The 23,866-nt window shown below is 64.6% G+C and carries 20 protein-coding genes; 15 read left to right on the top strand and 5 right to left on the bottom strand.

From position 1 onward, the window contains the following. Positions 1–122 precede the first annotated feature (122 nt). The 5 genes from F8D48_RS00370 to F8D48_RS00390 form a co-directional block, all read right to left on the bottom strand. Positions 123–2,330 (bottom strand): ABC transporter permease, encoded by a 2,208-nt coding sequence (locus F8D48_RS00370; protein WP_151429501.1) that lies wholly within the window; start codon positions 2,328–2,330, stop codon positions 123–125. Next, complete coding sequence (locus F8D48_RS00375; protein ID WP_028027790.1) at positions 2,320–3,078, bottom strand: ABC transporter ATP-binding protein; 759 nt, start codon at positions 3,076–3,078, stop codon at positions 2,320–2,322. Before F8D48_RS00375 ends, F8D48_RS00370 begins: the two co-directional genes overlap by 11 nt. Positions 3,079–3,724: 646 nt before the next feature. Further along, positions 3,725–5,041, bottom strand: coding sequence for an RNA-binding domain-containing protein (locus tag F8D48_RS00380; protein ID WP_151429502.1), 1,317 nt, complete (start codon positions 5,039–5,041; stop codon positions 3,725–3,727). 83 nt (positions 5,042–5,124) lie between these two features. Then, positions 5,125–6,219, bottom strand: coding sequence for a sensor histidine kinase (locus tag F8D48_RS00385; protein WP_151429503.1), 1,095 nt, complete (start codon positions 6,217–6,219; stop codon positions 5,125–5,127). After that, entirely contained in the window at positions 6,216–6,890 is a 675-nt protein-coding gene (locus F8D48_RS00390) for a response regulator transcription factor (RefSeq protein ID WP_151429504.1), read from the bottom strand. The genes F8D48_RS00385 and F8D48_RS00390 overlap by 4 nt, the downstream gene beginning before the upstream one ends. A gap of 443 nt (positions 6,891–7,333) precedes the next feature. Between F8D48_RS00390 and F8D48_RS00395 the strand changes: the two genes are divergently transcribed. The 15 genes from F8D48_RS00395 to F8D48_RS00465 all read left to right on the top strand — a co-directional run bounded on the left by F8D48_RS00395 (position 7,334) and on the right by F8D48_RS00465 (position 23,833). Next, the gene (locus tag F8D48_RS00395; protein WP_028027793.1) at positions 7,334–7,825 is read left to right on the top strand and encodes a PH domain-containing protein; all 492 of its coding nucleotides are present in this window, start codon (positions 7,334–7,336) and stop codon (positions 7,823–7,825) included. Further along, positions 7,825–9,774 (top strand): PH domain-containing protein, encoded by a 1,950-nt coding sequence (locus F8D48_RS00400; RefSeq protein WP_151429505.1) that lies wholly within the window; start codon positions 7,825–7,827, stop codon positions 9,772–9,774. Before F8D48_RS00395 ends, F8D48_RS00400 begins: the two co-directional genes overlap by 1 nt. A 92-nt stretch (positions 9,775–9,866) precedes the next feature. Then, positions 9,867–10,718, top strand: coding sequence for a hemolysin family protein (locus F8D48_RS00405; protein WP_151429506.1), 852 nt, complete (start codon positions 9,867–9,869; stop codon positions 10,716–10,718). A gap of 226 nt (positions 10,719–10,944) precedes the next feature. After that, entirely contained in the window at positions 10,945–11,763 is an 819-nt protein-coding gene (locus tag F8D48_RS00410) for a CMP-2-keto-3-deoxyoctulosonic acid synthetase (protein ID WP_151429507.1), read from the top strand. Between the two features lie 132 nt (positions 11,764–11,895). Then, complete coding sequence (locus tag F8D48_RS00415; protein ID WP_135970623.1) at positions 11,896–12,558, top strand: potassium channel family protein; 663 nt, start codon at positions 11,896–11,898, stop codon at positions 12,556–12,558. Between the two features lie 9 nt (positions 12,559–12,567). Then, positions 12,568–13,239 carry a potassium channel family protein gene (locus F8D48_RS00420; RefSeq protein WP_135970624.1) on the top strand — a complete coding sequence of 224 codons (672 nt, stop codon included), beginning with the start codon at positions 12,568–12,570 and terminating at the stop codon, positions 13,237–13,239. Beyond that, positions 13,239–15,050: a DUF2207 family protein gene (locus tag F8D48_RS00425; RefSeq protein ID WP_151429508.1), complete on the top strand. Its 1,812-nt coding sequence runs from the start codon at positions 13,239–13,241 to the stop codon at positions 15,048–15,050. Before F8D48_RS00420 ends, F8D48_RS00425 begins: the two co-directional genes overlap by 1 nt. A 50-nt stretch (positions 15,051–15,100) precedes the next feature. After that, positions 15,101–15,628 carry a shikimate kinase gene (locus F8D48_RS00430; RefSeq protein WP_135970626.1) on the top strand — a complete coding sequence of 176 codons (528 nt, stop codon included), beginning with the start codon at positions 15,101–15,103 and terminating at the stop codon, positions 15,626–15,628. A 357-nt stretch (positions 15,629–15,985) separates the two neighbouring features. Next, the gene (locus tag F8D48_RS00435; protein WP_135970627.1) at positions 15,986–17,503 is read left to right on the top strand and encodes an alanine/glycine:cation symporter family protein; all 1,518 of its coding nucleotides are present in this window, start codon (positions 15,986–15,988) and stop codon (positions 17,501–17,503) included. Positions 17,504–17,855: 352 nt separating this feature from the next. Continuing rightward, a complete protein-coding gene (gene mobB / locus F8D48_RS00440) occupies positions 17,856–19,175 on the top strand; it encodes a molybdopterin-guanine dinucleotide biosynthesis protein B (RefSeq protein WP_151429509.1) in 1,320 nt (439 codons plus the stop codon). 92 nt (positions 19,176–19,267) lie between these two features. After that, positions 19,268–20,434 (top strand): 4Fe-4S binding protein, encoded by a 1,167-nt coding sequence (locus F8D48_RS00445; protein WP_151429510.1) that lies wholly within the window; start codon positions 19,268–19,270, stop codon positions 20,432–20,434. 153 nt (positions 20,435–20,587) lie between these two features. Further along, positions 20,588–21,442 (top strand): transporter substrate-binding domain-containing protein, encoded by an 855-nt coding sequence (locus tag F8D48_RS00450; protein WP_151429511.1) that lies wholly within the window; start codon positions 20,588–20,590, stop codon positions 21,440–21,442. A 272-nt stretch (positions 21,443–21,714) separates the two neighbouring features. After that, positions 21,715–22,368, top strand: a complete 654-nt coding sequence (locus tag F8D48_RS00455) for an amino acid ABC transporter permease (RefSeq protein WP_135970631.1) — start codon at positions 21,715–21,717, stop codon at positions 22,366–22,368. Further along, positions 22,361–23,131, top strand: coding sequence for an amino acid ABC transporter ATP-binding protein (locus F8D48_RS00460; protein WP_135970632.1), 771 nt, complete (start codon positions 22,361–22,363; stop codon positions 23,129–23,131). The genes F8D48_RS00455 and F8D48_RS00460 overlap by 8 nt, the downstream gene beginning before the upstream one ends. Positions 23,132–23,140: 9 nt before the next feature. Continuing rightward, positions 23,141–23,833 carry a histidine phosphatase family protein gene (locus F8D48_RS00465; protein WP_135970633.1) on the top strand — a complete coding sequence of 231 codons (693 nt, stop codon included), beginning with the start codon at positions 23,141–23,143 and terminating at the stop codon, positions 23,831–23,833. Positions 23,834–23,866 lie beyond the last annotated feature (33 nt).

The following is a 23,866-nucleotide window of genomic DNA, read 5'->3' on the forward strand; positions in this document are numbered from 1 at the left end:
AAGCCGCTTTGGTGGTGGGATCCGTAGGGGGTGACTCAAGCCGCCCCGGTAGTGGAGGAGTGTCCTGGTGGAAGGGCGGTCTGAAGCTGCCCCTACGGCGAAACCGTGCCTCGGTGCGAAGCTTACCCCTCGGTGAGGGCGGTTTTCGCGATGCCGCGGGCGGCCAGGTAGGTGACGAGCATGTAGCCGCCGTAGATGACGATGGTGAGCCCCGCGGCCATCATGATGGGGGTGAAGGTGCTCACGCCGATGGCATCGAACATGGAGTCGGACAGCACGCCGATGGCGCAGGCTGCGTGGCACACCGCCAGCGCCAGCGGTACGAGGAAGTACACGAGCACCTGGATCAGAAGCGAGCGGTAGATCATGCCCGCATCGCAGCCGAGCTTGCTCAGGATGCGGTAGCGCGGCGCCGAGTCTGAGGCCTGACTCAGCTGTTGGATGGCCAGGATGGCTGCGGTGGACAGGAGGAAGATGAAGCCGATGTAGAGCGCCAGGTAGGTGATCATGAGTCGCATGCCGGCCGACTGGTCGGTCATCTCGTGGGCTGTGATGATGCGCGTGACCGGCCACAGCAGGTTCGCGTAGGCGTTGCCGGCGCCGCTGCGCCCCTGCTCGAAGCCGCCCATATCCGAAGGCTGCGTGGCGGCTACGATATCTCCCAGGGCCGTATCGTTCTCGGCAGCGGTCTTGCCGTTGTCGGCGTACATCACGTTCAGCGTTTGGGTCGTGGGAATGAGTCCCTCGGCACCCAGGGCCTCCACAGCCTCATCGGGCACCACGAAGATAAGCGCGGTGGCGGCCATGGCGTTGTCTTCCAGCTGGGTGTCGTAGATGGGGCCGGCCACGGTGAGCTCTTGGTCCGCCACGGTGATGGTCGGGGCCGCCTTCGCCACGGCCTCGGCCAAGGCATTGACGATCTCCATGTTGTTCACCAGGCCGCAGGTGCCCGGCTCAAGATTCACGGCCGGCTGCCCCTGCAGGGTGCGGGCGGCGTTGAAGTCGGACAGCGACATCACAGCCACGGCGGTATCTCGCACCTTGCCCAAGTCGTCGATGCGCATGGCCTCGGGGCTCGCCACGGTTTCGGCGGCATCGATGATCGGGTCGTAGGTCATGTCGGGCAGCGACCACATGCTCACCTGGGCCCATGCGCCTATCGTCTCGGCCCACAGCTCGGGCGCGCCTGCTTCCAGAGCGGCGGCCATGTCCCAGTCGTATTCCTCGGCCAGGGCCAGCCGATCGGGGGCATCGGCCTCCATTTCGGCGCGGCGCTCGCGCTCGCCGGCCGACGAGCCCGTGGTGCCATCGGGGCCGTACCATACCCCGGCGCTCAAGGTGGCCGAGTAGGGGTTGGCCTTCTCCACGCCGCCGACGAACACCTCCACGAACCCCATGCCCGACGAGAACACGGTAATGGAGAAGAACAGCAGCACGCACACGGCCCACAGCGACAGAAACGCCGTGTTCACCTTGCTGGCAATCTGGCGCACGGTGAACAGGTTCAGCTTGCGCAGGTACACGCCGCGCAGGCGCGTGAGCACGGCGATGGCGAAGCCGGCCAGCGACCAGAAGAACATGAGCGAGCCCACAAGCATGGCGATGGTGGCGCGCACGAACTCGGGCTGATCCAGCATCACCAGGCCGTTGGCGATGAGCTGCTGGTAGGCGTAGGCCAGCACAGCGATGGCCACGACGAACACCACAAGGCACACCCACGGGTTGCGCACTCCGGCCCGCTCGTTCCTCTCGCCGGCGCGGATGAGATCGATGAGCTTGCAGCGGCTCACGGTGAACGTGTTGAACAGGGCCACCACCACATAGATGGCGGCGAAGCATGCCAGGGTGACCACGAGCGCGTCAGGCGAGAACACGAACTGGTAGTTGCTCATGGTGGTGCCGAACAGCGCCGCGGTGAAGAACGACAGCGCCTGGGACAGCAGCACGCCGCAGATAAGGCCCACGGCCAGCGAGATGAGGCCCACGAGCACCGTCTCGTACAGCACGATGCGCGACACATGGCCCGGCGTCATGCCCAGCACCAGGTAGGTGCCGAACTCGCGCTTGCGGCGCCGGATGAGGAACTGGTTCGTATACAGGATGAGGAAGCCCAGCACGCAGGCCACCACGACCGAGAACATGCCGAGCAGCTGGGTGGTCGACTCGAAGACCGAAACCGAGGCCGAGCTTTCCATGTCGAAGAGGATCTGCTGGCTGCCGATGGAGTTGAACGCGTAGAACACCGCCACGCCGAACAGAAGCGTGATGAAGTAAATGGCGTAGTCGCGTACCGACCGGCGGATGTTGCGCAGGGCGAGCTTAAGATACATGGCCGGCCTCCCCGCCGAGGAAGGACACCACTTCCATGATGCGGGCGAAGAAGGCATCGCGGCTCTCGTCGCCCCGGCGCAGCTCGTTGAACACGGCGCCGTCCTTGATGAACAGCACGCGGTTGGTGTAGCTGGCGGCGAAGGCATCGTGGGTGACCATCATGATCGTGGCGCCCATCTGCGTGTTCATCATCTCCATGATCTCGAGCATTACCGTGGCGGCGCGGGAGTCGAGCGCGCCGGTGGGCTCGTCGGCCAAGATGAGCTTCGGGTCGCACACCATGGCCCGGGCCGCGGCCACGCGCTGCTTCTGGCCGCCGGACATCTGGTAGGGGTACTTGGAAAGCACGCCGTCCACGCCGAGACGCGCGGCCATGGCGTTTACCTTGCCGGGAATGCTGCGCGCCGGCTCGCCCTTGATGGTGAGCGCGAGCGAGATGTTCTCGAAGCCGGTGAGGGTGTCCAGCAGGTTGGAGTCCTGGAAGATGAAGCCCAAATCGTCGCGGCGGAACTTCGCCAGCTGGCGACGGGACATGCCGGTGATGTCGCGGCCGCCCACGATGATGTGGCCGCTCGTGACGGTGTCGATGGTGGACACGCAGTTCAGCAGCGTGGTCTTGCCCGAGCCCGAGGGGCCCATGATGCCGACGAACTCGCCGGCGGCCACGTCGAAGGAGACGCCGGCCAGGGCATGGGTGACCGAGTCGCGGCTGCCGAAGACCTTCTCGATGGAACGCACCGACAGGATGGGGGAACCCGCAGGCCGCGGGGCCGCCGCATGGACACCGTGGGAAGCGGCGGCAGAGGCGCCGGCACCCTGGGCGACGCGGCCCGCGGCAGCCGAGGAGGCGCCGGGCGCGTAGGCATCGCGCGAGAAGGCGGCGGCCAGGCCGTCAAGAGCGCTGCGGTCGTCGGCGGAAAGCGGCAGGGGCGTGCCCGGATCGGTGGGGTTGGCGCCAAAGGCCGAGGGGGTGGGTTCGGTGTACACTTCAGCCATTAGTGGTAGCTCCTCTCGGTCTTGGGCAGCTGGCGGGCGATGATGGCGCCCACCGCCCCGATGATAGCAACGGCAAGCATAATCTTCCCTGACGTCTTCACAATGGTCCTTTCTCTCGAATGCGCGGCCCGCTCTCCATCCCGCCGGAGATGGCTTCGCGGTATTCCGATTCGCTCAAACAGTCCTCGCTTTGTGGAAATGTCCACTGGACATTTCCAGTCGCTGTGGAACTCGCTCGGTCGGAACACCCCGAACCCGTCTCCTACATTGCGTAGGCTGCGAGCACAATTCCATCCTAGGGAAAGGGGCGCGGCGGCTCCATCGATCGGGCTTACGCTTACCTTACGAACGTGTTAGGTAAGCGAAGCTGCCAGGCCCCTTCGAGGACCAAGGGTCGCTAAGTGCGCGCGTATCGCGTGTTTTTCCCTGCGCCGGTTTTGGTCAGTTGGCCAGATTTTTCCATGCGCAACAGCAGCTGCCCGGCTGGGGAGCGGGAAATACCGAGGAGCGCTTCGACTTCCGATCGAGAGATGTATTCGTGCTCTTTGAGGTATTCCAGAACTCGACCCTCCTGAATCCCCCCGGACGCGGTTCCATGCTCTCGTACCGTCGTAATTACCTCTCGATGAGGAGCGAGAAGCGAGGGCAAGGTCGTTCTGAATGAATTGGATGCCACGTCGAACTCGGGTTGTAGATCAGCGCCGGTGTAGCTTTCCATAATCTTTGGGATGCCCGTTCCGTAGGCTTCGATCAGTTTAAGGCGATAAAACGTCATGGCGAGGTGGGGATTTCTCTGGAGAGAGACGCCCATCATGAGGTCATCGGCGGACATGCCGGCCACAAGTCCTCCAAAGTTGACGAATTCCACGCGCTGGTCGAAGACGCTGACCAGAGCGGGAGCGGGAACTGAATAGTCCCGATGGACGAACATATTGAGCAGTGCTTCGCGGATGGCATTTTCGGGATAGTCTCGCCGATCAATGCGGCGCATGTCGGTGCCGATTTCAGATCGAGTGGCATTGTATCGGTTGATGAAATCGATCGTTTCGCGTAGTTGCTTCAAGATGGAGCCGGAGAACTCGAAGCGGTCTTTGAAGATGCTTTTCGTATCACCCTCAAACACCGCCGCCTTCACCGTGACGGGGCATTGATCGGAAAAGAGCAACGCCGTGTTGGTGAACGTGCCAGCTTCATCGATAAAGCCGAGAGAGCACATCTGCTGCTTGCCGAAGGCGATGTCGTGCTCCGAAAAGAAGCGCTGCGCCTCATCGAACGTGAGCTCTTGATCGAGAGAACGCTCGGCGTCGAATATGTCATGGGCGGATTCTCTGATCATGGCGAGAATGGCGCTTTCGGACGCTGAGGCGGTCATGGCTCCCTGGCGAACGAACACTCCCGATGGGCGCACGCCCTTCTCGGCAAGATAATAGGGCCGCGCGGTGCCCCTCTGCACCTTGATCTCTACAACGGGCAGGCCGTCTTTTTCGATGATGTCTGCCCGTGTGCAAAGGGTGATGTCGGGTCGGATGGCATTGGCCGCGACCTGCGCGGCTCTCACAATGCAAGCGTCGGGGTCGTCAAGGCCAAGGATTTCGCCCTCGTCGGAGATACCGATGTAAATGCTGCCACCTTCTGTGTTGGCGAAGGCGACCATAGTTTTCTTGATGCCGTCGGCCCACGTGCTCTTGAATTCGACGTTGGTTCCCTCGTGCATGACGGCTCACTTTCTACCTGATTCTACCTGATTCTACCTGATTCTACCTGATTCTACCTGCGCGGCTGAGGGGAGCGCGGCCCTTACGAGCCGTAGAGTTCTTTGCGGGTGCGGTCGTGGGGGAAGGTGAGGATGACGCGGGTGCCGGTGCCCTCTTCGCTGGCCAGGCCCACGTGCAGGCCCATGGAGGCGCACAAGCTGGCCACCAGGTACAGCCCCATGCCCGTGGCCGATCCGTGGGTGCGGCCGACCTGGCCGGTGAAGCCGCGCTCGAATACGCGGGGCACGTCGGCGGCGGGAATGCCGCAGCCGTTGTCGCGCACCTCCAGCACCGTGCGGCCCCGCGGGGTGCCGGACTCTTCCTCGCGCGCGGTGAACTCGATGCTCGTGGCGCCGTATTTCGCGGCGTTCACCACCACCTGCCCCAGGATGAACACGAGCCACGGTTCGTCGGCCAGCACCGTCATGGTCTCGGGAATGTTGAAGGCGGGGAGTGCCCCGCGTTCGATGAGGAAGCGCGTGTTGCGCTTGCACGCCTCGCGCGCTGCCCCGCCCAGGCTCACCTCGCGGATGGCATAGTCGCGCTCCACCGAGGTCGATCGAGCATAGTACAGCGCCTGGTCCACCTGAGCCTCGATGCGCTCGAGCTCGCGGGCGATTTTCGCCGACTGGGTGCTCGGCTCATTGGCGAGCATGAGCTTTATCGCGGCAATGGGCGTCTTCGTCTCGTGGATCCACAACTCGATGTAGCGACGGTAGGCCGCAGCGTCTTCCTGGAGCTTGTCGGTTTCCGCGGCGGCAAGCGAGCTGATGCGGGCCGCGGTTCCGTAGGCAATCTGCCCTTCCAGGAAGGCGGGTTCGGCGACGAGAGCCGGCAGTACGCGGGCTTGCCGCAGCGAGGCGAGCAACCCTCGCAACTCGTGGTAGAAGGCGGCTTTGCGGCGGTAGTCCAGAAAGCCGGCGCCCACAGCCAGCAGGGTGAGGATGTCGGCCACCAGCAGCACGCCCGATGAGTTCACGCCGAGGGCGGGCAGGATGAGCACGAGGCTTACGAGGCTCAGCACCAGCGCCGCCAGCCCCAGCATGTTGTCGCGCACATAGGCGGCGGGCGTGAAGGCGGCGAGGTCTTCGATGGAGAAGTCGTCGCCAGCGAGGGAGCAGTGGGGCGGCTGGCTCATACGGCGTACCCCACGCCACGGCGCGTTACGAGGAAGTCGTCGGGCACGCCAAGGGAGGCCAGCGTCTTGCGCAGGCGATTCACATTCACGGTGAGGGTGTTGTCGTCGATGAAGGCATCCGACTCCCACAGCGCGCACATAATCTCGCTGCGCGGCACCACGACGCCCGGATTCCGCATGAGCGTCTGCAGGATGCGCAACTCGTTGCGGGTAAGCTCGGCGGTGCGGTCGTTGAAGGAGACGGTGCCGGCGCCAATGTTCAAAGTGACGCCCTTGTGGCGCATCGTCATATCCGCCGCTGGTCCTGCGCTGCGCCGCAGCAGGGCCTGCAGGTGGGCCAGCAGCACGGCAGGGCGGTAGGGTTTGGTCACGTAGTCGTCAGCCCCCAGGTTCATGGCCATCACTTCGTCGAACTCGCTTTCCGAGGAGGTGAGCATGAGAATGGGCACCGAGCTGTTCGCCCGAATGTCGCGGCAGATGGAATGGCCGTCGGCACCGGGCAGCTTCAGGTCGAGCACGATGCAGTCGGGCTCGGCGGCCAGGGCCCGGGCGGCGGTGTCGGCCCAACTTCCCTCGTAGACGCCCACGGCAAAGCCGGAAAGTTCCAGCACGTGGGCCAATTCCGTGCGCAGGGCCACGTCGTCTTCGATGATATAGATGCGCTGGGCCATGGCGGCCGCCTCCTTCATCTTGCCCCCCGGCATCCCGGGGGCGATTGCCAGCCTGCCCATTCTACCGCGATGCCCCTGTCGCGGGAACGGCGACCGCGCACTCTTACAAGAGCGTAAGCGGCCTGCCGGCGATGTTGGTCGGGCCGACCCCTGTTTTTTGCACGAGATTTAGAGTTATGAGCGTCTTCCGAAAGAAAAGGAGGACGGTTTTATTGAAATTCATTAAATCTTAGAGTCTCGAAGGGCTGTGTGACGCTCATAACTCCAAATCTCGCGCAAATAGGGGAGATTGCGTCAAACGAAGCTGGTCATGGATTTCCTCCAAGGTCGAGCAAGTATTAAGTTTTCGCGAGAATTGCTGAAAGTGGGGTAGTATGGTCAGCGCATTTTCAAGCAGCGGTGAGCGTCGTTGGCGGCGCCCCGCGAGGGGCGAAAGGACATATATGAGAGAGATGCCCGCTAACCAGTTGAATCCGCGCATCAAGAACGTGTGGCGCATCAGCGACGCTATTTGGATCGTCATCGCGTTCCTATGCTGCTTCGCGCCGTTTGCGATCATTGCGGCAGTTGAGCCGTCGGAGACCTGGGCGGGGTTCGTGGCCCTTATGGTGGCCGTGGTCTTCGCGGCGCTGTTCGTGTTCTTCGTCGTGGTGTTGCCGCCCATTCGCTATGCCCGCTGGCGCTACGAGCTGACCGACGACTACCTGGACATCGCCCGGGGCATCTTCTGGCGCAAGCGCTTCATCATCCCGTTCATCCGCGTGCAGAACACCGATACGCGCCAAGGACCGGTGCTGCGGGCCTTCGGGCTGTCCAGCGTCACCGTGGCCACGGCCGCCGGTGAGCACGAGATTCCCGGCCTGGGCAACGAAGAGGCCGACCTGCTGCGCGACCGCGCCGCCGAGCTGGCCCGTCTGGCCCGAGAGGATGTCTAATGGAGGCCCCGCAGCAACCCCAGCAACCGCAGCCCGCGCCTCAGCCCGAGGGCGCTGAGCCGGTGAAGCACCACGTCCACCACAGTTACATGTGGCTCGAGAGCATCCGCACCCTGGTGGTGGTTGCCCTGGCTGTTCTGGTGACGAACTTCTCCACCATCGTCGGGGTCATCGCCGATGGAGGCCTCGACGGCCTCCCTACGGGCCTGGCCCTGGCCCTCGTAGCCGGCGGGTCGCTCCTCGCCATCCTCGTGGTCGTCGGCATTGTGGTGGCCATGCGGGTTGTCAGCTACAAGCACCTGTACTTCATCGTAGGACCCGAAGAGTTCACCCTCTGCTCCGGCGTGTTCAGCAAGAAGCGCGTGCACGTGCCCTACCAGCGTGTGCAGTCCATCGATCAGCGGGCCACGCTGCTCCAGCGCATCTTCGGGGTGTGCACGGTGCTCATCGACACGGCCGGTGGTGCCTCGAACAAGGCCATCACCGTACCTTATGTGACCAAGCAGCAGGCAGAATGGCTGCGCGCCGAGCTGTACAACCGCAAGAACCACCTGGCTGCCGTGGCCGCCGGTGTGGTCGGAACTGCCGTGACTGTTCCCGGTGCCCCGAGCGCCTCCGCTGCGGCCAGCCCCGCTGCTCCCGCCGCCAGCCCTGCGGTCGCCCCCGCCCCCGGCATCGCCGCGGGTGCCGCAGCCCCCGGCGCCCCGGCCCCGGTCGGTCAGCCCGCGTTCGGCAACGTGCTCGACATCGGTTCGCAGGCATGGGACGAGGTGGGCGGCCTGTTCGCCGGCGCCGATGTGGACACGGGCCGCGTCACCTACGAGTACGGCCTCACCAACAAGGAGCTCTTCCTCACGGGCCTTTCGGGCTCCACCTCGGCAGGCCTCATCCTTCTCGGTCTGATCGTCGGTCTCTTGCAGCTGGTGGGCAACGCCTTCGAGCTGTTCGGCGATGCGGCGAACAGCGTGGTGGCCAGCGCCGTCAGCTATGCCACCTCCCAGGCCATGGGCGCGGTCGTCGGGCTGGTCGTCGTGCCGTTCATCGTGGTGCTGCTCGTGCTGTGGCTGTTGTCGGCTCTCGGCACCTGCGTGAGCTACGGCGGCTTCAAGGCGCGCCGCCGCGACAACCGCATCGAAGTGGAATACGGCCTGCTCAAGCACAGCTTCCAGGGCCTTGCCGTAGATCGCGTGCAGTCGGTCAGCATCAACCAGACCTTCATTCGCCGTCTGCTCGGCTATTGCGAGATATCCCTGGGCAAGATCGACGCCGCCGAGGGCGAGAGCGCCAACAACAACCAGAACGCCAACGAGCTGCTGAACAAGGGCCTGGTGGTGCACCCCTTCGTGAAGGTCAGCCGCGTGCCGGAGATTTTGGCCGGCCTCATTCCTGAGTTCGCCGACCTGCCCCAGGATGCGAAGCCCGTGGCTAAGGTGGCTCTGCGCCGGGCCCTCATTCGCCGTGCCGTCGTACAGGGCGGCGGCTTCTGGTGCGCCGTGGCGGCCGCGATCTTGACAGCGGTCCTTGCGGCCGTGGGCGCCGCCGCCGAATCGGGAGCGCTGTACCTCGAGAGCGACGACTTGTTCCTTCTGTCCATGGGCTCTGTGGCGGCTATGGGCCTGTTCGTCTGGGCCGCTATCCTCTTCGTCATCGACATCATCGGCGCGGTGCTGTGGGCCCGCGAGTCCAGCTTCGCCTTCAACCGCCGCTTCATGCAGGTGAGCAACGGGGGTCTGTCGCGCACCACCATCAGTTTCCCCCGCCAGAAGATCCAGTTCGGCTGCGCCCGCAGCAACCCGCTGCAGCGCCGTGCCGGCACCCGCACGCTGCTGGCCACCACGGCCGCCGGCCAGGGGGGCACCACCACGACGCTCGTGGACGTGCCGGCGGAAGACGCCGCGGCGTGGCTCGACTGGCTGAAGCCAGGCGGCAACCAGGTCTGCGGCTCGTAGCGCTGCCGGCGAGCAATCAAAAGCGAAACTTACGGGGGCGGTCTCGGGCCGCCCCCGCTGTTTTGCGGCCGAAATATGGTAAAGTACCCGCCATGGCTAAGACAGACGACATATCACCCAAGCCGGGCTTCCTCGAGTTTCTGAAGCCGGGCCGCCGCGACACCGTGTCCGAAGACGAGATCAAGGACATGGTGGCCGACAACGACGAGCTCCTCGACGACGAGAAGCGCATGATCAACGACATCCTCGACCTGGCCGACATGACCGTGCGCGAGATCATGAAGCCCCGCGTGGACATGATCATGGCCGAAGATGTGGAGCCGGCCCGCACCGCCTTGGAGCGCATGCGCGGCACCGGCTACTCCCGCTTGCCGGTGTACCACGAGGAAGTGGACGACGTCATCGGCATCGTGAACTACAAGGACCTCATGGGTCCGCTCATGGACGGTCGCATGGAAGGCCCCGTGTCCGACTACATGTTCGAGCCGCTGTATGTGCCCGAGACCAAGAACGTGCTGGCTCTGCTCTCCGAGCTGCAGGAGGCCCGCATGCAGATGGCCATCGTAGTGGACGAGTACGGCGGCACCGACGGCCTTATCACCATGGAAGACATCGTAGAGGAGATCATCGGCGAGATCGTGGACGAGACCGACCGCGACCGCGAGCTCGTAAGCGCCGTCGGCCCCGACCAGTGGCGCTGCGACGGGCGCTTCCCCGTGGAAGATGCCGTGGAGCTGGGCTGGCCCATGGAGGAGTCCGACGATTACGAGACCGTGGCCGGCTGGCTCATCCACACCCTGGACTTCGTGCCGAAGGTGGGGGACGAGTTCGTCGTGGACGGCTTCTCCTTCAAAGTGGAGAAGATGCGCCGCAGCCGTATCTCGGTCATTCGGGTGCGCAAAATCACCGACGAAAGTTGTGGAGGCGCCTCCGCAACCGTCTAGGCTTCTCGCACACTCTACCTGCGGGAACCTGAGGGAATCGCTTTGTCAAGCGAACAAAACGTGAACATCGGCCGTTGCCGCTTTTGCGCCAGCGGCCAACTACGCTAAAATACGCCCTGTCGAAAACAACATAGAGCGCAAACATCTTGCAGCAAACCACCCACCTTAATCCAGCACGCTGCTGCCGCTTCTGCGGCTGGTTTCGTGCTGTCATGAAAGGAAGCAAGTGGTTACTCGTCGCAAGCAGAGTCATCGGGGGGTCGTCGTTCTGACGATGGCTGCCGCCTGCGTGCTGTCGGTGCTGGCTGTGGGCTTCCTCGGGTTCGGATGGGCCTCCGCAGGTTCCCACGATACGAACGCCACCACCTTCGGTCTGGAGCGCATGAGCTCCGAGAACCGCCCCGAGGGCGAGGTCTCCCCCGAAACGGTGCAGGATAAATCCAATGCCGATATGCTGGCTGTGGAAGACGTGGCCGAGGCCGCCTCTCTTCAGACTGCGTCCTCCCGCGACGTGAGCGCCGGCATCGACGAGATTGCCGCCGAGGAAGAGGCCGCCCGCATTGCCGCCGAGGAGGAGGCCCGTGCCGCCGAGCAACGCGCCATCGCCCGGGCTGACGCCACCCGCTCTGAGTACTACGCCACCTTCGGTTCCCTGCCCGCCGGCGATGTCGACTTCTCCGTCGGCCGCGAGGCCTTCGTCGCCGAATGGACCGAGCGCATCGATGACTATCTGTTCGGAAGCCCCCTGGCCGGCCATGGCTCTACCTTCGCCGAGGCCGCCTGGGAAGCGGGCATCGATCCGCGCTGGTCGCCGGCCATTTCCAACACCGAATCCACCAAGGGCCGCGTGTGCTTCAAGTCCCATAACGCCTGGGGCTGGGACCAGACCCACTGGCCCGACTGGGATACGGCCATTCGCGCCCATGTGGCCGGCTTGGCCCGCGGCTACGGCTTCACCATCAGCTACTCGTACGCCATGCGCTATTGCCCCCCGAATTATGACAACTGGTACAGAGATACGCTCGGCCAGATGCAGCAGATCTAAAAGAATGAGAAAATGGCTTCGGCCATTTTCTTGTATAGGGGCATGGTCGGTCGCGGGCGTTGCTGTATTCCATGGGCGCTCGCGTGCCTATAATGAGTTCACCATCGGCTTGGTAAGGGAGGACTGCGGGCTATGAGCAACGTCATTGTCGTGGGCTGCGGGCGCGTGGGGTCGCAGCTGGCCAACATGCTGTCCGACAACGGCAGCAACGTCTGCGTCATCGACAAGAACGCCGACGCCTTCGCGAACTTGGGGCGCAACTTCAACGGCAGCACCGTGCAGGGCGTGGGCTTCGACGAGGACGTGCTGCTACGGGCCGGCGTGGAGGAGTGCGACGTGCTGGCGGCCGTGACTCAGTTCGACAACGCGAACCTCATGTGCGCCGAGGTGGCCAACCATCTGTTCGGCGTGCCCCATGTCATTTCCCGCCTCTATAATCCCGACCACGAACGGGCCTACATGCAGCTCGGCATCGACTACGTGTGCGGCACGTCGCTCGTGGCCGAGGATGTGTTCAGCAAGATCGTGTCGGGCCACGGCTCCCACATCGATACCTTCGGGGAATTCGAAGTGCTGCGCTTCACCCTGGATCTGTCGAGCCGCGACAACGCCCGCACCGTGCGCGTGTCCGAGCTGGAGCGCGATCACGAGGTGCGCATCATCGCCTTCGAGCGGGCCGACGGCTCGGCTTCCTCTATTCCGACAGCCGATTCCCTGCTCTACGCCGGCGACTCCATTCTCGCCTGCGTGCGCCACGATGTGATCTCCCAGTTCTCGCGCTATATCCTGGATTAAGGACGTCCCATGTACATTGTCATTGCCGGCGGCGGCAAAATCGGTTCCTACTTGGCCTCCATCATGCTGAAGAGCGGCAACGAGGTGGCCGTAATCGAGCAGAAGCTGGCTACGGCCGACCGCCTGTCGGTGCAGTTGGAAGGCCGCTACCTGGTCATTCACGGCGACGGCTGCGATTCCCGCTATCAGGAGGACGCGGGCATTCGCACGGCCGACGTGTTCGTGGCCACCACGGGTCAGGACGACTCCAACCTGGTGTCCTGCGAGATCGCTCAGCGGGTGTTCCATGTGCCCCGCTGCATCGCCCGCGTGAACAATCCGAAGAACCAGCGCATCTTCCGTGAGGTGGGGATCGAGTGCGTGTCCTCCACGACCCTCATCGCGAACCTCATCGAGGAGGAGGCCCTGCTGGGTTCGGTGTCGGTGGTGTCGTCGCTCACCCACGGCAATGTGGCCCTCGCCGAGGTGACGGTGCCGCGCATGCGCCGCTTCTCCAACGAGGACGGCGTGCTCATCGAGGAGATTCCCCTGCCGGAAAACGCTCTTATTGCCGCCGTGTCCAGCGGTGGCGACGTGGAAGTGGCCAACGGTGACACGCTGCTGTATCCCGGGGACAAGGCCATCGTCGTTGCCGACAACGACGTGCTCGACGACGTGCGGCAGGCGTTCCGGAGCCTGTAGTGCGTCAGCGGTCGCGACATAGCCTGCTTCCCCTCGCTGCCCTGGGCGCCGCGGTGCTCGCTCTGCTGTGGGTCGCCGTGGCGCCGATTGCGGCCTGGGCGGCCGACTATCGCTGCACCGAGGTGGACCTCGTGGCCCAGGTGCAGACCGACGGCTCGGTGTCCGTGGTCGACCAGCGTATCTTCGAGTTCGACGGCGCCGAACGCGAGACCCTCAAGTGGCTCTACGAGGGCTTTCCCGAGGATGCCGCCTTGGTGGTGGAACGGGTGCGCATGGCCCCGGCCAATGCCGAGGGGGCCGTGGACGGGGAATGGGTGGACCTTTCCGAGGCTACCTTCCAGCTGCCCTGGCGCTCAGGGGGCGGCCCCGAGAGCGACGCCTGGGCCTACGACCGCTTCCAGCACCGGCTGTACGCCTTCGTGGGTCATCTGCCCTCCCGGGTGGTGTTCGAGGTGGCCTATCGGGTGGAAGGTGCCGTGGTTGCCTACGACGATGCCGCCGATTTCCAATGGCTGTACGTGCCGCGGGACTACGCCGTGGCCCTCGATAACGTGACGGCCGAGGTGGTGCTGCCCCTGGCTGCTGACGACACCGTGCGGGCTGAGGACAACGTGTACGCCTGGGGCCATGGGCCGGCGGACGGCTCGGTGTCCATCGCCCTGGACGGGTCGATCACGTTCACCGATCCCGAGGTGGAGCCCACCCAGTTCGCCGAGGCCCGGGTGCTCTTTCCCGTGGACTGGCTCACCAACCTGAGCGACGAGGCGCGACTGGCGAATCAGGGCAACCCCCAGTATTCCTGGACGCCCCGCTACGAGGCCGAGTGGGTCGATCGCGATACGTATCGCACGATTATCCGGTTGCGGCTCATCATCGGGCTGCTGGGCCTGGCGGCCGTGGTGCTCGTAGGGGCGCTGCTCGTCTACCGACGCTGGGGTCGCGAGCGGCCGCCGGCCTTCACCGATGACTACGGGGACGAGGTGCCCGACGCGCGCCTTGCCCCAGCAGTCATGGGGCGCCTGTGGCGCTGGAACCACGAGAGCCCCGACGACGTGGTGGCCACGGTGCTCGACATGGTGCGCCGCGGGGCCCTGACGGTGCGTCGCGACGACGACGGGCGCCCGGCGGCCCTCGTGCTGCTGCCCGACCTCGGCGCCCGAACGACGTCCCCGGCCGAGGCCGAGGCGGTCCTCGACGGCGCCACGCTGCGTCTGCTGCGCACCCTGGCCGCAGGGGCCGAAGAGCTCTCCGTGGGCGCTGCGGCCGCCTTCGCGCGCTCCCATCCGAGCGAGTTCCTGCAGGCCGAGCAAGCGTGGCAGCTGTCGCTCACGGCCTTGGTGGAGCCCTACTGCTTCTTCGATCGGGGCAGCCGCCGCGCCCAGCGCGTGGTGCTGCTGGCTGCCGCCCTGGTGACCCTGCTGGCAATTGTCTCCTTCTTCGCCCTCGGGTGGCTGCCGGCCCTGCTGGCCCTGGCCGCCGCTGGCGCCACGGCCGTGCTCGGCAACTACACCATGCGCCGCTCCGTGGAGGGGAACAACATCGTCGCCCGCGCCAAGGCCCTGCGCAATTGGCTGCGCGATGGCGATGTGCGGGCCGAGATCGACCGCCCCGAGCTGGTCATCTACGCCTACCTGTTCGGCGTTTCCGAGTACGGGGAAGAGGTGGGCAGCACCGTGTCCGGCCAGCCCGTGGCCGCCGGCATCCTCGTTCCCGCCACGATGGCAGCCACGCTGGCCTACCTGGCGCCGCGCCTGTCCCGAACGTTGGGAGACGCTCTGCGGGCGGCCCACCATCGCGCCGAGGTGTCCTGACCCTATCTGTCCTGGCGGCCCCGGGCCGCCCTCACAAGAAAGGAAGCCCCATGAAAGAGAAGTCCTTCGAGCCCGGCCGCGACAACGTGGTACTCATCGGCATGCCCGGCGCCGGCAAGTCCACGTTGGGAATCGTACTGGCGAAGATCCTCTGCATGGACTTCGTCGATGCCGACCTGCTCATCCAGCAGTCCTGCGACAAGTCGCTCCAGCGGCTCATCGATACGCTGGGCCCCGATGCCTTCATCGAGATCGAGAACCAGGTGCTCTCCGAGATGAGCTTCGAGCACTCGGTCATCGCCACGGGCGGCTCGGCCGTCTACAGCGACGCGGCCATGGAGCACCTCGGCAAGATCGGCCGCATTGTGTACCTCAAGATCAACTTCGACGAGTTGAAGTGCCGCCTGGCCGACTTCTCCGACCGCGGGGTGGTCATGAAGGGTGGCATCGGCATGAGCCTGCGCGACCTGTACGACGAGCGCCTGCCCCTCTACGAGAAGTACGCCGACATCACCGTGGACGTGAACGACCTCACCATCACCGCCGCCGCCCGCAAAGTAGCCGCGGCGTTGAAGTAGGGGGTTGCACGCGGGCCGGCCGACTCATTGGCGGCTTCCCTCGCTCTTCCTGTCTTGCGGCGAGGACGCGTTCGGTTCTCTCGAGGGTGCCGTGGCTCTCGTGGGGCGTACGATGAGGGGATTGCTCCGAAATACCTGGATAACCTCGGAGGTTTGGGGTTGTCCGTCGTGTAAAATAGGGGCACTATCTCGCGCCGGTAGGGGCCGGTGCGCCGTGACCAAGAGGCCGTTTTCCTATCGCGAATCACGCTGACACCGTCCGACGGTGCGCATTGCCCGTGATTCGCGCGCAGAAAGACGGGCCCCGTCTGGGAACGCACGGGCTTGATGTCCGGCGCGTTCCGGAAAGGAGCATCTATGACCGATTTGAACGAGATGCTTGTTGCATGGACCGGCGAGATCAGTGGGTTCATGTACACCTACATCCTGGTGATCTTGCTCGTGTTCGTCGGCATCTATTTCACCGTCCGCACCAAGGGCGTGCAGATCCGCTACATCAAGGATATGTTCACCCAGCTGACGGAGAAGAAGCACGTGGAAGGCGAGAAATCCATCTCGTCGTTCCAGGCCCTCATGGTGTCCACCGCCTCCCGTGTGGGCACCGGTAACATCGCCGGCATCGCCACGGCGGTGGCCACCGGCGGTCCGGGCGCCATCTTCTGGATGTGGGCCATGGCCCTCATCGGCGCCGCGTCGGCCTTCATCGAGTCCACTTTGGCCCAGATCTACAAGATCCGCGGTAAGGAAGGCGAGTTCCGGGGCGGTCCGGCCTACTACATTCAGCAGGGTCTGGGCCAGCGCTGGCTCGGCATCATCTTCGCTTGGGCGCTCATCCTGTGCTTCGCCTTCGGCTTCAACGGCCTGCAGGCCTTCAACATGACCTCGGCCCTGGAGTACTACATTCCCGACTACGCCACCAACGGCACGGCCATCGGCGTGGGTATCGTGCTCATCGTGTTCACCGCTTTCGTCATCTTCGGCGGGGCGAAGCGCATTTCCATCATCACCTCCATCATCGTGCCCATCATGGCCATCGCCTACATCGTGCTGGCCGTGTGGACCACGGTCACCAACATCGGCGAGCTGCCCGCGGTGTTCGGCACCATCTTCCAGTCGGCCTTCAACTTCCAGTCCATCGCCGGCGGCTTCGCGGGCTCGGTGGTCATGCTCGGCATCAAGCGCGGCCTGTTCTCCAACGAGGCCGGCATGGGCTCGGCCCCGAACGCCGCCGCTACCGCCAGCGTGTCGCATCCCGTGAAGCAGGGCCTCGTGCAGAGCCTGTCGGTGTACATCGACACGCTGCTCATCTGCACCTGCTCGGCCATGATGGTCATGATCTTCTGGGTGCAGGACCCCGAGGCCGCCGCGGCCCTGAACGGCATGCCGCTGGTGCAGCTGGCCGTGAACAATGCCGTGGGCGAGGTGGGTATCCACTTCATCACCTTCGCCATCTTCGCCTTTGCGTTCTCCAGCCTCATTGGCAACTACTTCTACGCCGAGACGAACTTCCGCTACATCTTCAAGAACACCAAGTGGGGCATGGTGGTCTTCCGCGTGCTGTGCTTGGCCGCCATTTTCTACGGCTGTGTGAACAGCTTCGATCTGGCGTGGAACCTGGCCGACATCTTCATGGGCTTCATGGCCATCATCAACCTGGTGGCCATCCTGCTGCTGGGCAAGTGGGCTCTGGCCGCGCTGGCCGACTACACCCGTCAGCGCGAGGAGGGCAAAGACCCGGTGTTCTTGGCTTCGAGCGTGCCCGGTATGCCGGCCTGCGAGTGCTGGACCACCGCCGACCTGCCCGATTACGGCGACAACCCGGTGGAAGAGTACATCGAGGAGGCGGCCTCCTTCGAGGTGGAGGGCTTGAAGTAGCCTCCTCCTTTGGCGAGACAACCCCTGGCCTCGCTAGGGAAAGCCCTCGGGCCCGACCATGTGGTCGGGCCCTTTTCTTTCAAGGGGGGGGTGGAACTCGCGACGCGCCGAGGCGGTTTGGCGGTGCGCTGCCTGCTTCACCTCGCAGCGCGGCACAGGACGGCGCTCGCGACCCGCCCCCGTGGTCGGAGCTGGGCGGCGCTTGCGATCAGCCCTCGTTGTCCTCCGGGGCGGCGTGATGGCCCGCGCTCGTGCTATACTGGCCCGGAACTATGACGAGGGGGCGCGACCCGGCAGTATTCGTGCTGCGGCCTGGGGAGGCGGGGCGCTCGCAGAGAGGTTGAGGGATACTATGATCGATATACCGAGCCCGGCCATTGCCATTGTGGGGCGACACAATTCCGGGAAGACCACGCTCATTGAACAGCTTATCGCCGAGTTGGTGGACCGCGGCTACGACGTGGGCTCCATCAAGCATCATTCCCATGCCGGATTCGACATCGATTATCCGGGGAAGGACTCCTACCGCCATCGCGCCGCCGGCGCCTCCGAGACGGTTATCGCGGCTCCGGGCCAGGTGGCGCGCATAAAGACCATCGAGGGCGAAGAGGAGTGCGGCGATCTGGTGCGCTCCATGCCCGGTCACGACATCGTGGTGGTGGAGGGCTATCGCAAGAGCGGCCTGCCCACCATCGAGGTCATGCGTGCGGGCAACGCCGCCGATGCCCACACGGCCGAGGTGTTCCTGCGGGGCGCCCGCGAGGGCGTGCCCCTGGGGGCCGACCACGTGCAGATGGGCCGCGGAGACGGGGCGGCCACGGCTGGGGCCGGCGCCCCCGCCCCCTCGAGCCCTGCTTCCTCCCCGGCTCCGGCCGCTGCTCCCTTCGCCGCCGACGAGCGAGAGAAGATGCCGGCCGCGTCCACCGTGGCGGTGGTCACCGACATTCCCGCGGCCCGCGAGGCGGCGGCGCTCTACGGCATTCCGGCCTTGGGCCTGGAGGACACGGCGGCTCTCGCCGATTTCCTGGCCGAGCACTACGTGCGCCCGCGCGTCACCGTGGTCATTCAGGCCGGGGGCGAATCGCGGCGCATGGGCCGCTCGAAGGCCACGGTGCCCTTCGTCGGCCGTCCCCTCATTTGCCGGCTCGTGGAGCGGCTCTCGCCGGTGGCCGACGAGCTCATCATCACCACCAACGAGGCCCCCAACCTGGCGTTCCTTCATGAGATGTACCCCGACTTGAGCATTCGCCTCGTGCCCGACGCCTACAACGAGCGCGGGGCCCTTCCCGGCATGTACACGGCTCTTTCCGCGGCGCAGAATCCCTATGTGGCCGTGGTGGCCTGTGATATGGTGTTCGCCAGCGCCCGCTTGGTGGTGGCCGAGGCCCTGGCCATGCACGAGAGCGGTGCCGATGTGGTGGCTCCCCACAACAAGCACGGCTTCGAGCCCCTGCACGCCATGTACCGTCGGGAAACCTGCATGCCCGCCGTGCGCCGTCGCGCCGATCGAGGCGAGAAGCGGGTGCAGAGCTTCTTCGATGATCCCGAGCTTTCGGTGCTTCCCTACACTCAGGACAAGGTGCTCGCGGTGGAGCCCCGCGGCGGCTGCTTCATCAATGCGAATACGCCGGAAGAATTGGCTCGCATCGAAGATTCCTATCTGGGAGAATAGGGGCGCACGAAAAACCGGCTCGCGCCGCCGAGGGGAACCCGCGGCCCTGCGCGCGGGGCGCGGCCTGCTCGCAAGTGGAAGGAACGGACGTCATGCCCAACCTGAACGATATCATGGAGATGGTAGACGCCTTGGAAACCAAGGCGGTCATTACGGCGCCCACCCGCTGCGTGGCCGTGCGCAACCGCCACTCCACCTGCCGCAAGTGCGCCGATGTGTGCATGGCCGATGCCATTGAGATCGAGAAGAACGAGCTGGCCATTGACGCCGGGGCTTGCGTGGCGTGCGGGGCGTGCATTGCGGTGTGCCCCACGAGCGCCCTCATTTCGGTGGATCCCATGGAAGAGGAGCTGGCTGCTGCTGTGGCCACCGCCACTGCCGCTGCCGAGGGCGTGACCGTGATCGCCTGCGCCCGCAAGGCCGCCCGCCAGACCGGCGATCCGGACAAGTATGCTGTAGTGCCCTGCCTGGCTCGCATGGACGAGCGCCTGCTCGTGGAACTGGCCGCCCGGGGCATTCGGGACATCCAGCTGGTGGACGGCACCTGCCGTACCTGCAAGTACCGCGCCGCCGCACCGTGCATCGATGACACGGTGGAGTCTGCCCGCACGCTGCTGGAGGCCGTGGGGTCTGCCACCGCCATCACCCGCAGCGACGACTTCCCCGAGGCCGTGAGGGTGGCCGATCTGCACAAGGCCGTGGGTGCTGCGCGCCGTGAGTTCTTCACCTCCACGGGCCACTACGCCAAAGATGTGGCGAAGACGGCGGCCGAGAAAATGGTGAACGAGAAGCTCAAGCAGCTGAAGCTCCAGAAGGAGGAGCAGTCCCTGCGGGAGAAGCTCGGCGTGAAGAACGGGGCGGGGAAGATGCCCACCATTGAAGCTGGGCGCAACCTGGAGATCCTCGATGCCATGAGCCGCATCGGCGAGCCGGAGGTGCCCGAGATGTTCACGCGCATCTTCGGCGACATTGAGATCGACGTGGAGAAGTGCAACGGCTGCGGCATGTGCGTGATGTTCTGTCCCACCGATGCCCTGCGCAAGAGCCTCGACGTGCACCCGGACAAGACCCGGGGCTATGTGGAGTTCTCCATGGCCGACTGCACCCAGTGCAACCTGTGCGCCGATGCCTGCCTGAAGAAGTGCATCGAGATCATCCCTGTGGTCCCCATGGCCGAGCTGTTCGACTTCGAACCGCGCCTCGTGGAGATTTCCGCCTCCAAGAGCGGCAACAACAAGCTCTTTAACCGCAAAAAGTAGCGGGTTCTGCCGCTTCCCGTGTTATACTTGCCAACACTTCAGTACTTTAGTACGCTAAAGAGGTAAAGTGAACGGACGCGCCGGATAAGCGGTGCGACGGAAGCAACGGACAAGGGGCGAACGAAGGGTTCGCCGCCTTCAAGGGAGGAACCTATGAAGAAGATGACGAAACTGGCGGCCATGGCCGCGACCCTGTGCCTGGGCGCGGCGCTTCTGGCCGGTTGTGCCGGTGCGGGCGACAATGGCGCGGCCGACAACGGTGCCGACAACGGTGCCGCGGCCAATCCCGAGGCCACCACGCTTATCGTGGGTCTCGATAACGCCTACCCGCCCTACGGCTTCATCGGCGACGACGGCAACCTGACCGGCTTCGATATCGACCTGGCCACCGAGGTGGCCGCTCGCAACGGCTGGAACCTTGAGCTGGAGGCCATCGACTGGGATGCCAAGGACGCGCTCTTGGGCCAGGGCACCATCAACTGCATCTGGAACGGATTTACCATGGAGGGCCGTGAGGGTAAGTACGCCTTCTCGAAGCCCTACATGCACAACGAGCAGGTCGTGGTGGTGAAGAAGGACTCCGGCATTAGCAAGCTGGAGGATCTGGCCGACAAGAACGTCATGACCCAGGCCGACTCCGCCGCCCTGGACGTGCTCGAGGGCGATCAGAAGGCCCTGGCCGACACCTTTGCCGGCGGCAAGGCCCAGACCATCGGCGACTACAACAACGCCTTCATGCAGCTGGAGTCCGGTGCCGTGGATGCCGTGGCCTGCGACCTGTCCATTGCCGACTACCAGATGGCTGCCAAGCCGGACATGTTCGTGAAGCTGGAGCCCCTGTCCACCGAGAACTACGCCGTGGGCTTCGCGAAGGACGGCGATACCGCCATGGTGGACGCCGTGAACAAGACCTTGAAGGAGATGTACGACGACGGCACCATCGCCCAGCTGTGCGAGAAGTGGGGCGAGTACGGCATCAGCATCGACAACTGGGTTCTCGTTGACTAATTGCTTTCGCAATTAGTCAACGCCGACGCTGCGGTTCCGACAGACACCTGGCCTTCGCATTCAGGGCTTTCCCTCGTGGCACAAAGACAACTGGGTGCTGACTGACTAGCCGGTCGCAACCTCGCTGACTTCCTTGGGCGCACCCCGGGAGTCGGGAAAGTAAATGTATAGGGAGGGCGAAGTCCTGACGGGCTTCGCCCTCCGTGGCGCTGGGGTGCGGTATCATGGGCACCCGGGTGTAGGCCGGACGGCTAGAGAGGAAGTGGAGAGGCGTGGAATTTCCCGTTATGATGGGCATTCTCATGGAAGGCTTCGGGCTGACGGCCCAAATCTTCGTCATTACGCTCGTGGGGTCGCTGCCCCTCGGCATTGTGGTGGCCCTGGCCCGCATGAGCCGGTTCAAGCCCTTGGCTTGGCTCGCCCAGCTCTACATTTCCATCCTGCGCGGCACGCCGCTCATGCTGCAGCTCATGGCCATCATGTTCGGCCCCTACTACTTGTTCGGCCTGAACATGGGCAGCGATTGGAAGTTCTGGGCCTGCGCCATCGGCTTCATCCTGAACTATGCGGCCTACTTCGCGGAAATCTACCGCTCGGGCATCCAGTCCATTCCCCGCGGCCAGTACGAGGCGGCCACGGTGCTGGGCTATTCCAAGGCCCAGACCTTCACGAAGATTGTGCTGCCCCAGGTCATCAAGCGCATTCTGCCGGCCATGGGCAACGAGATCATCACCCTGGTGAAAGACACGTCTCTGGCCTTCGTGCTCGGCATCATGGAGATGTTCTCGGCAGCCAAGGCGCTCGCGGCCAGCGAGGTGTCCATGATCCCCTACGCCATCGCCGCTCTCATCTACTGGGTGTTCTGTCTGGTCATCGAGTTTATCCTGAACCGCGTCGAGAAGAAGCTGGATTATTATCATGACTAACGCTGTTGTAACGTTGAACCACGGCAAGAAGGCCTTCGGGGACAACGAGGTCCTGAAGGATATCTCGCTGACGGTGAATAAGGGCGACGTGCTGGCGGTCATCGGGCCGTCGGGCGGCGGGAAGTCCACGCTGCTGCGCTGCCTGGCGCTGTTGGAAACGCTGAACTCGGGCGACTTGTCCTACGGCGATTTGGTGGTGTGCTCCAACAACGCCGAGGGCCGCGCCGTGTACGGAGATGCGGCCACCATCGCGAAGGCCAAGACCCGCTATGGGCTCGTGTTCCAGAACTTCAACCTGTTTCCGCACTATACGGTGCTGCAGAATGTGACCGATGCCCTCATCTGTGTGCAGAAGATGCCGAAGGACGAGGCTTTGGCCCGGGGGCGCGATCTGCTGGCGAAGATGGGCCTGGCCGATAAGGAATCCATGGTGCCCTGCGATCTGTCCGGCGGCCAGCAGCAGCGCGTGGCCATTGCCCGGGCGATGGCCATGAACCCCGATGTGCTGTACTTCGACGAGCCGACGAGTGCCCTGGACCCGGAGCTCACGCGCGAGGTGCTGAAGGTTATCCGCGATTTGGCGGCCGAGCATATGACCATGGTGATCGTCACCCACGAGATGGGCTTTGCCCGCGACGTGGCCGATCAGATCATCTTCATGGACGGCGGCGTTATCGTGGAGCAGGGACCGGCCAGCGAGGTCATCAACAACCCCCGGCACGACCGCACCCGGGCCTTTCTGGCGAACTACGACCGAGATTAGCCGCACGTCATGGCCGTCACCTTCTACTTCACCCGCCACGGGGAAACCCAGTTCAATGTTGAGAACCGCGTTCAGGGATGGTGCGACTCGCCCTTGACGGAGAAGGGTGTGCGCGATGCCCGCCTGCTCGGCCGGGGCTTGGCCGATCGGGATTTTGCGGCCGCCTATGCCAGCGACGCCTCCCGGGCCCGCGATACGCTGGCCCTGGCCCTGGAAGCCCGGGCAGAGGCGCGTGCCTGCGAGGGACGGGCTATTGCGCCCGTTCCCGTACGCGAAGATGCACGGCTGCGCGAGTGGTGCTTCGGGGCGCTGGAGGGGGAGCCCTCCGAGGCCATGCGCCAGTGCCTGCGGGATCTGTTCGGGGAGGATCTGCCCCGGGAAGCCCAGAATCGGCGCCTCAACGAGATCGCCGACTATCTGAATGCCACCGATCCAACGGAACGGGCTGAGAATTTCGCTGCCATAGCTGCCCGCATCGAGGCGTTCCTGCACGAATGCGGCCGCGCCGTGGAGGAGGCGGGCGGTGGCAATGTGCTCGTGGTGTCCCATGCCCTGCTCATCCGCGCGCTGGTGTTCCTGTACGTCCGCGATGGCGTGCCCTTTCCCTCCAAGATCGAGAATGCCTCTATCACCGAGGTGGTGTGGGATGATGGTGCCATTTCCGTGGGGGCCATCGGCGCCACCGATCATTTGGCGGGCTAGCTGCTGGAGTTGCATCGGCTCCCGCCCAACGGT

The organism is Adlercreutzia muris (genome assembly GCF_008831045.1).
In the GTDB taxonomy this organism is placed as follows: Bacteria; Actinomycetota; Coriobacteriia; order Coriobacteriales; family Eggerthellaceae; genus Adlercreutzia; species Adlercreutzia muris.

Bases quoted from the DNA above. Each gene is read 5' to 3' on its own strand.
- F8D48_RS00370 (WP_151429501.1), bottom strand. From the start codon at position 2,330: ATGTATCTTAAGCTCGCCCTGCGCAACATCCGCCGGTCGGTACGCGAC.
- F8D48_RS00380 (WP_151429502.1), bottom strand. From the start codon at position 5,041: ATGCACGAGGGAACCAACGTCGAATTCAAGAGCACGTGGGCCGACGGC.
- F8D48_RS00395 (WP_028027793.1), top strand. From the start codon at position 7,334: ATGAGAGAGATGCCCGCTAACCAGTTGAATCCGCGCATCAAGAACGTG.
- F8D48_RS00400 (WP_151429505.1), top strand. From the start codon at position 7,825: ATGGAGGCCCCGCAGCAACCCCAGCAACCGCAGCCCGCGCCTCAGCCC.
- F8D48_RS00385 (WP_151429503.1), bottom strand. From the start codon at position 6,219: ATGAGCCAGCCGCCCCACTGCTCCCTCGCTGGCGACGACTTCTCCATC.
- F8D48_RS00405 (WP_151429506.1), top strand. From the start codon at position 9,867: ATGGCTAAGACAGACGACATATCACCCAAGCCGGGCTTCCTCGAGTTT.
- F8D48_RS00435 (WP_135970627.1), top strand. From the start codon at position 15,986: ATGACCGATTTGAACGAGATGCTTGTTGCATGGACCGGCGAGATCAGT.
- F8D48_RS00430 (WP_135970626.1), top strand. From the start codon at position 15,101: ATGAAAGAGAAGTCCTTCGAGCCCGGCCGCGACAACGTGGTACTCATC.
- F8D48_RS00415 (WP_135970623.1), top strand. From the start codon at position 11,896: ATGAGCAACGTCATTGTCGTGGGCTGCGGGCGCGTGGGGTCGCAGCTG.
- F8D48_RS00465 (WP_135970633.1), top strand. From the start codon at position 23,141: ATGGCCGTCACCTTCTACTTCACCCGCCACGGGGAAACCCAGTTCAAT.
- F8D48_RS00460 (WP_135970632.1), top strand. From the start codon at position 22,361: ATGACTAACGCTGTTGTAACGTTGAACCACGGCAAGAAGGCCTTCGGG.
- F8D48_RS00450 (WP_151429511.1), top strand. From the start codon at position 20,588: ATGAAGAAGATGACGAAACTGGCGGCCATGGCCGCGACCCTGTGCCTG.
- F8D48_RS00390 (WP_151429504.1), bottom strand. From the start codon at position 6,890: ATGGCCCAGCGCATCTATATCATCGAAGACGACGTGGCCCTGCGCACG.
- F8D48_RS00420 (WP_135970624.1), top strand. From the start codon at position 12,568: ATGTACATTGTCATTGCCGGCGGCGGCAAAATCGGTTCCTACTTGGCC.
- mobB (WP_151429509.1), top strand. From the start codon at position 17,856: ATGATCGATATACCGAGCCCGGCCATTGCCATTGTGGGGCGACACAAT.
- F8D48_RS00445 (WP_151429510.1), top strand. From the start codon at position 19,268: ATGCCCAACCTGAACGATATCATGGAGATGGTAGACGCCTTGGAAACC.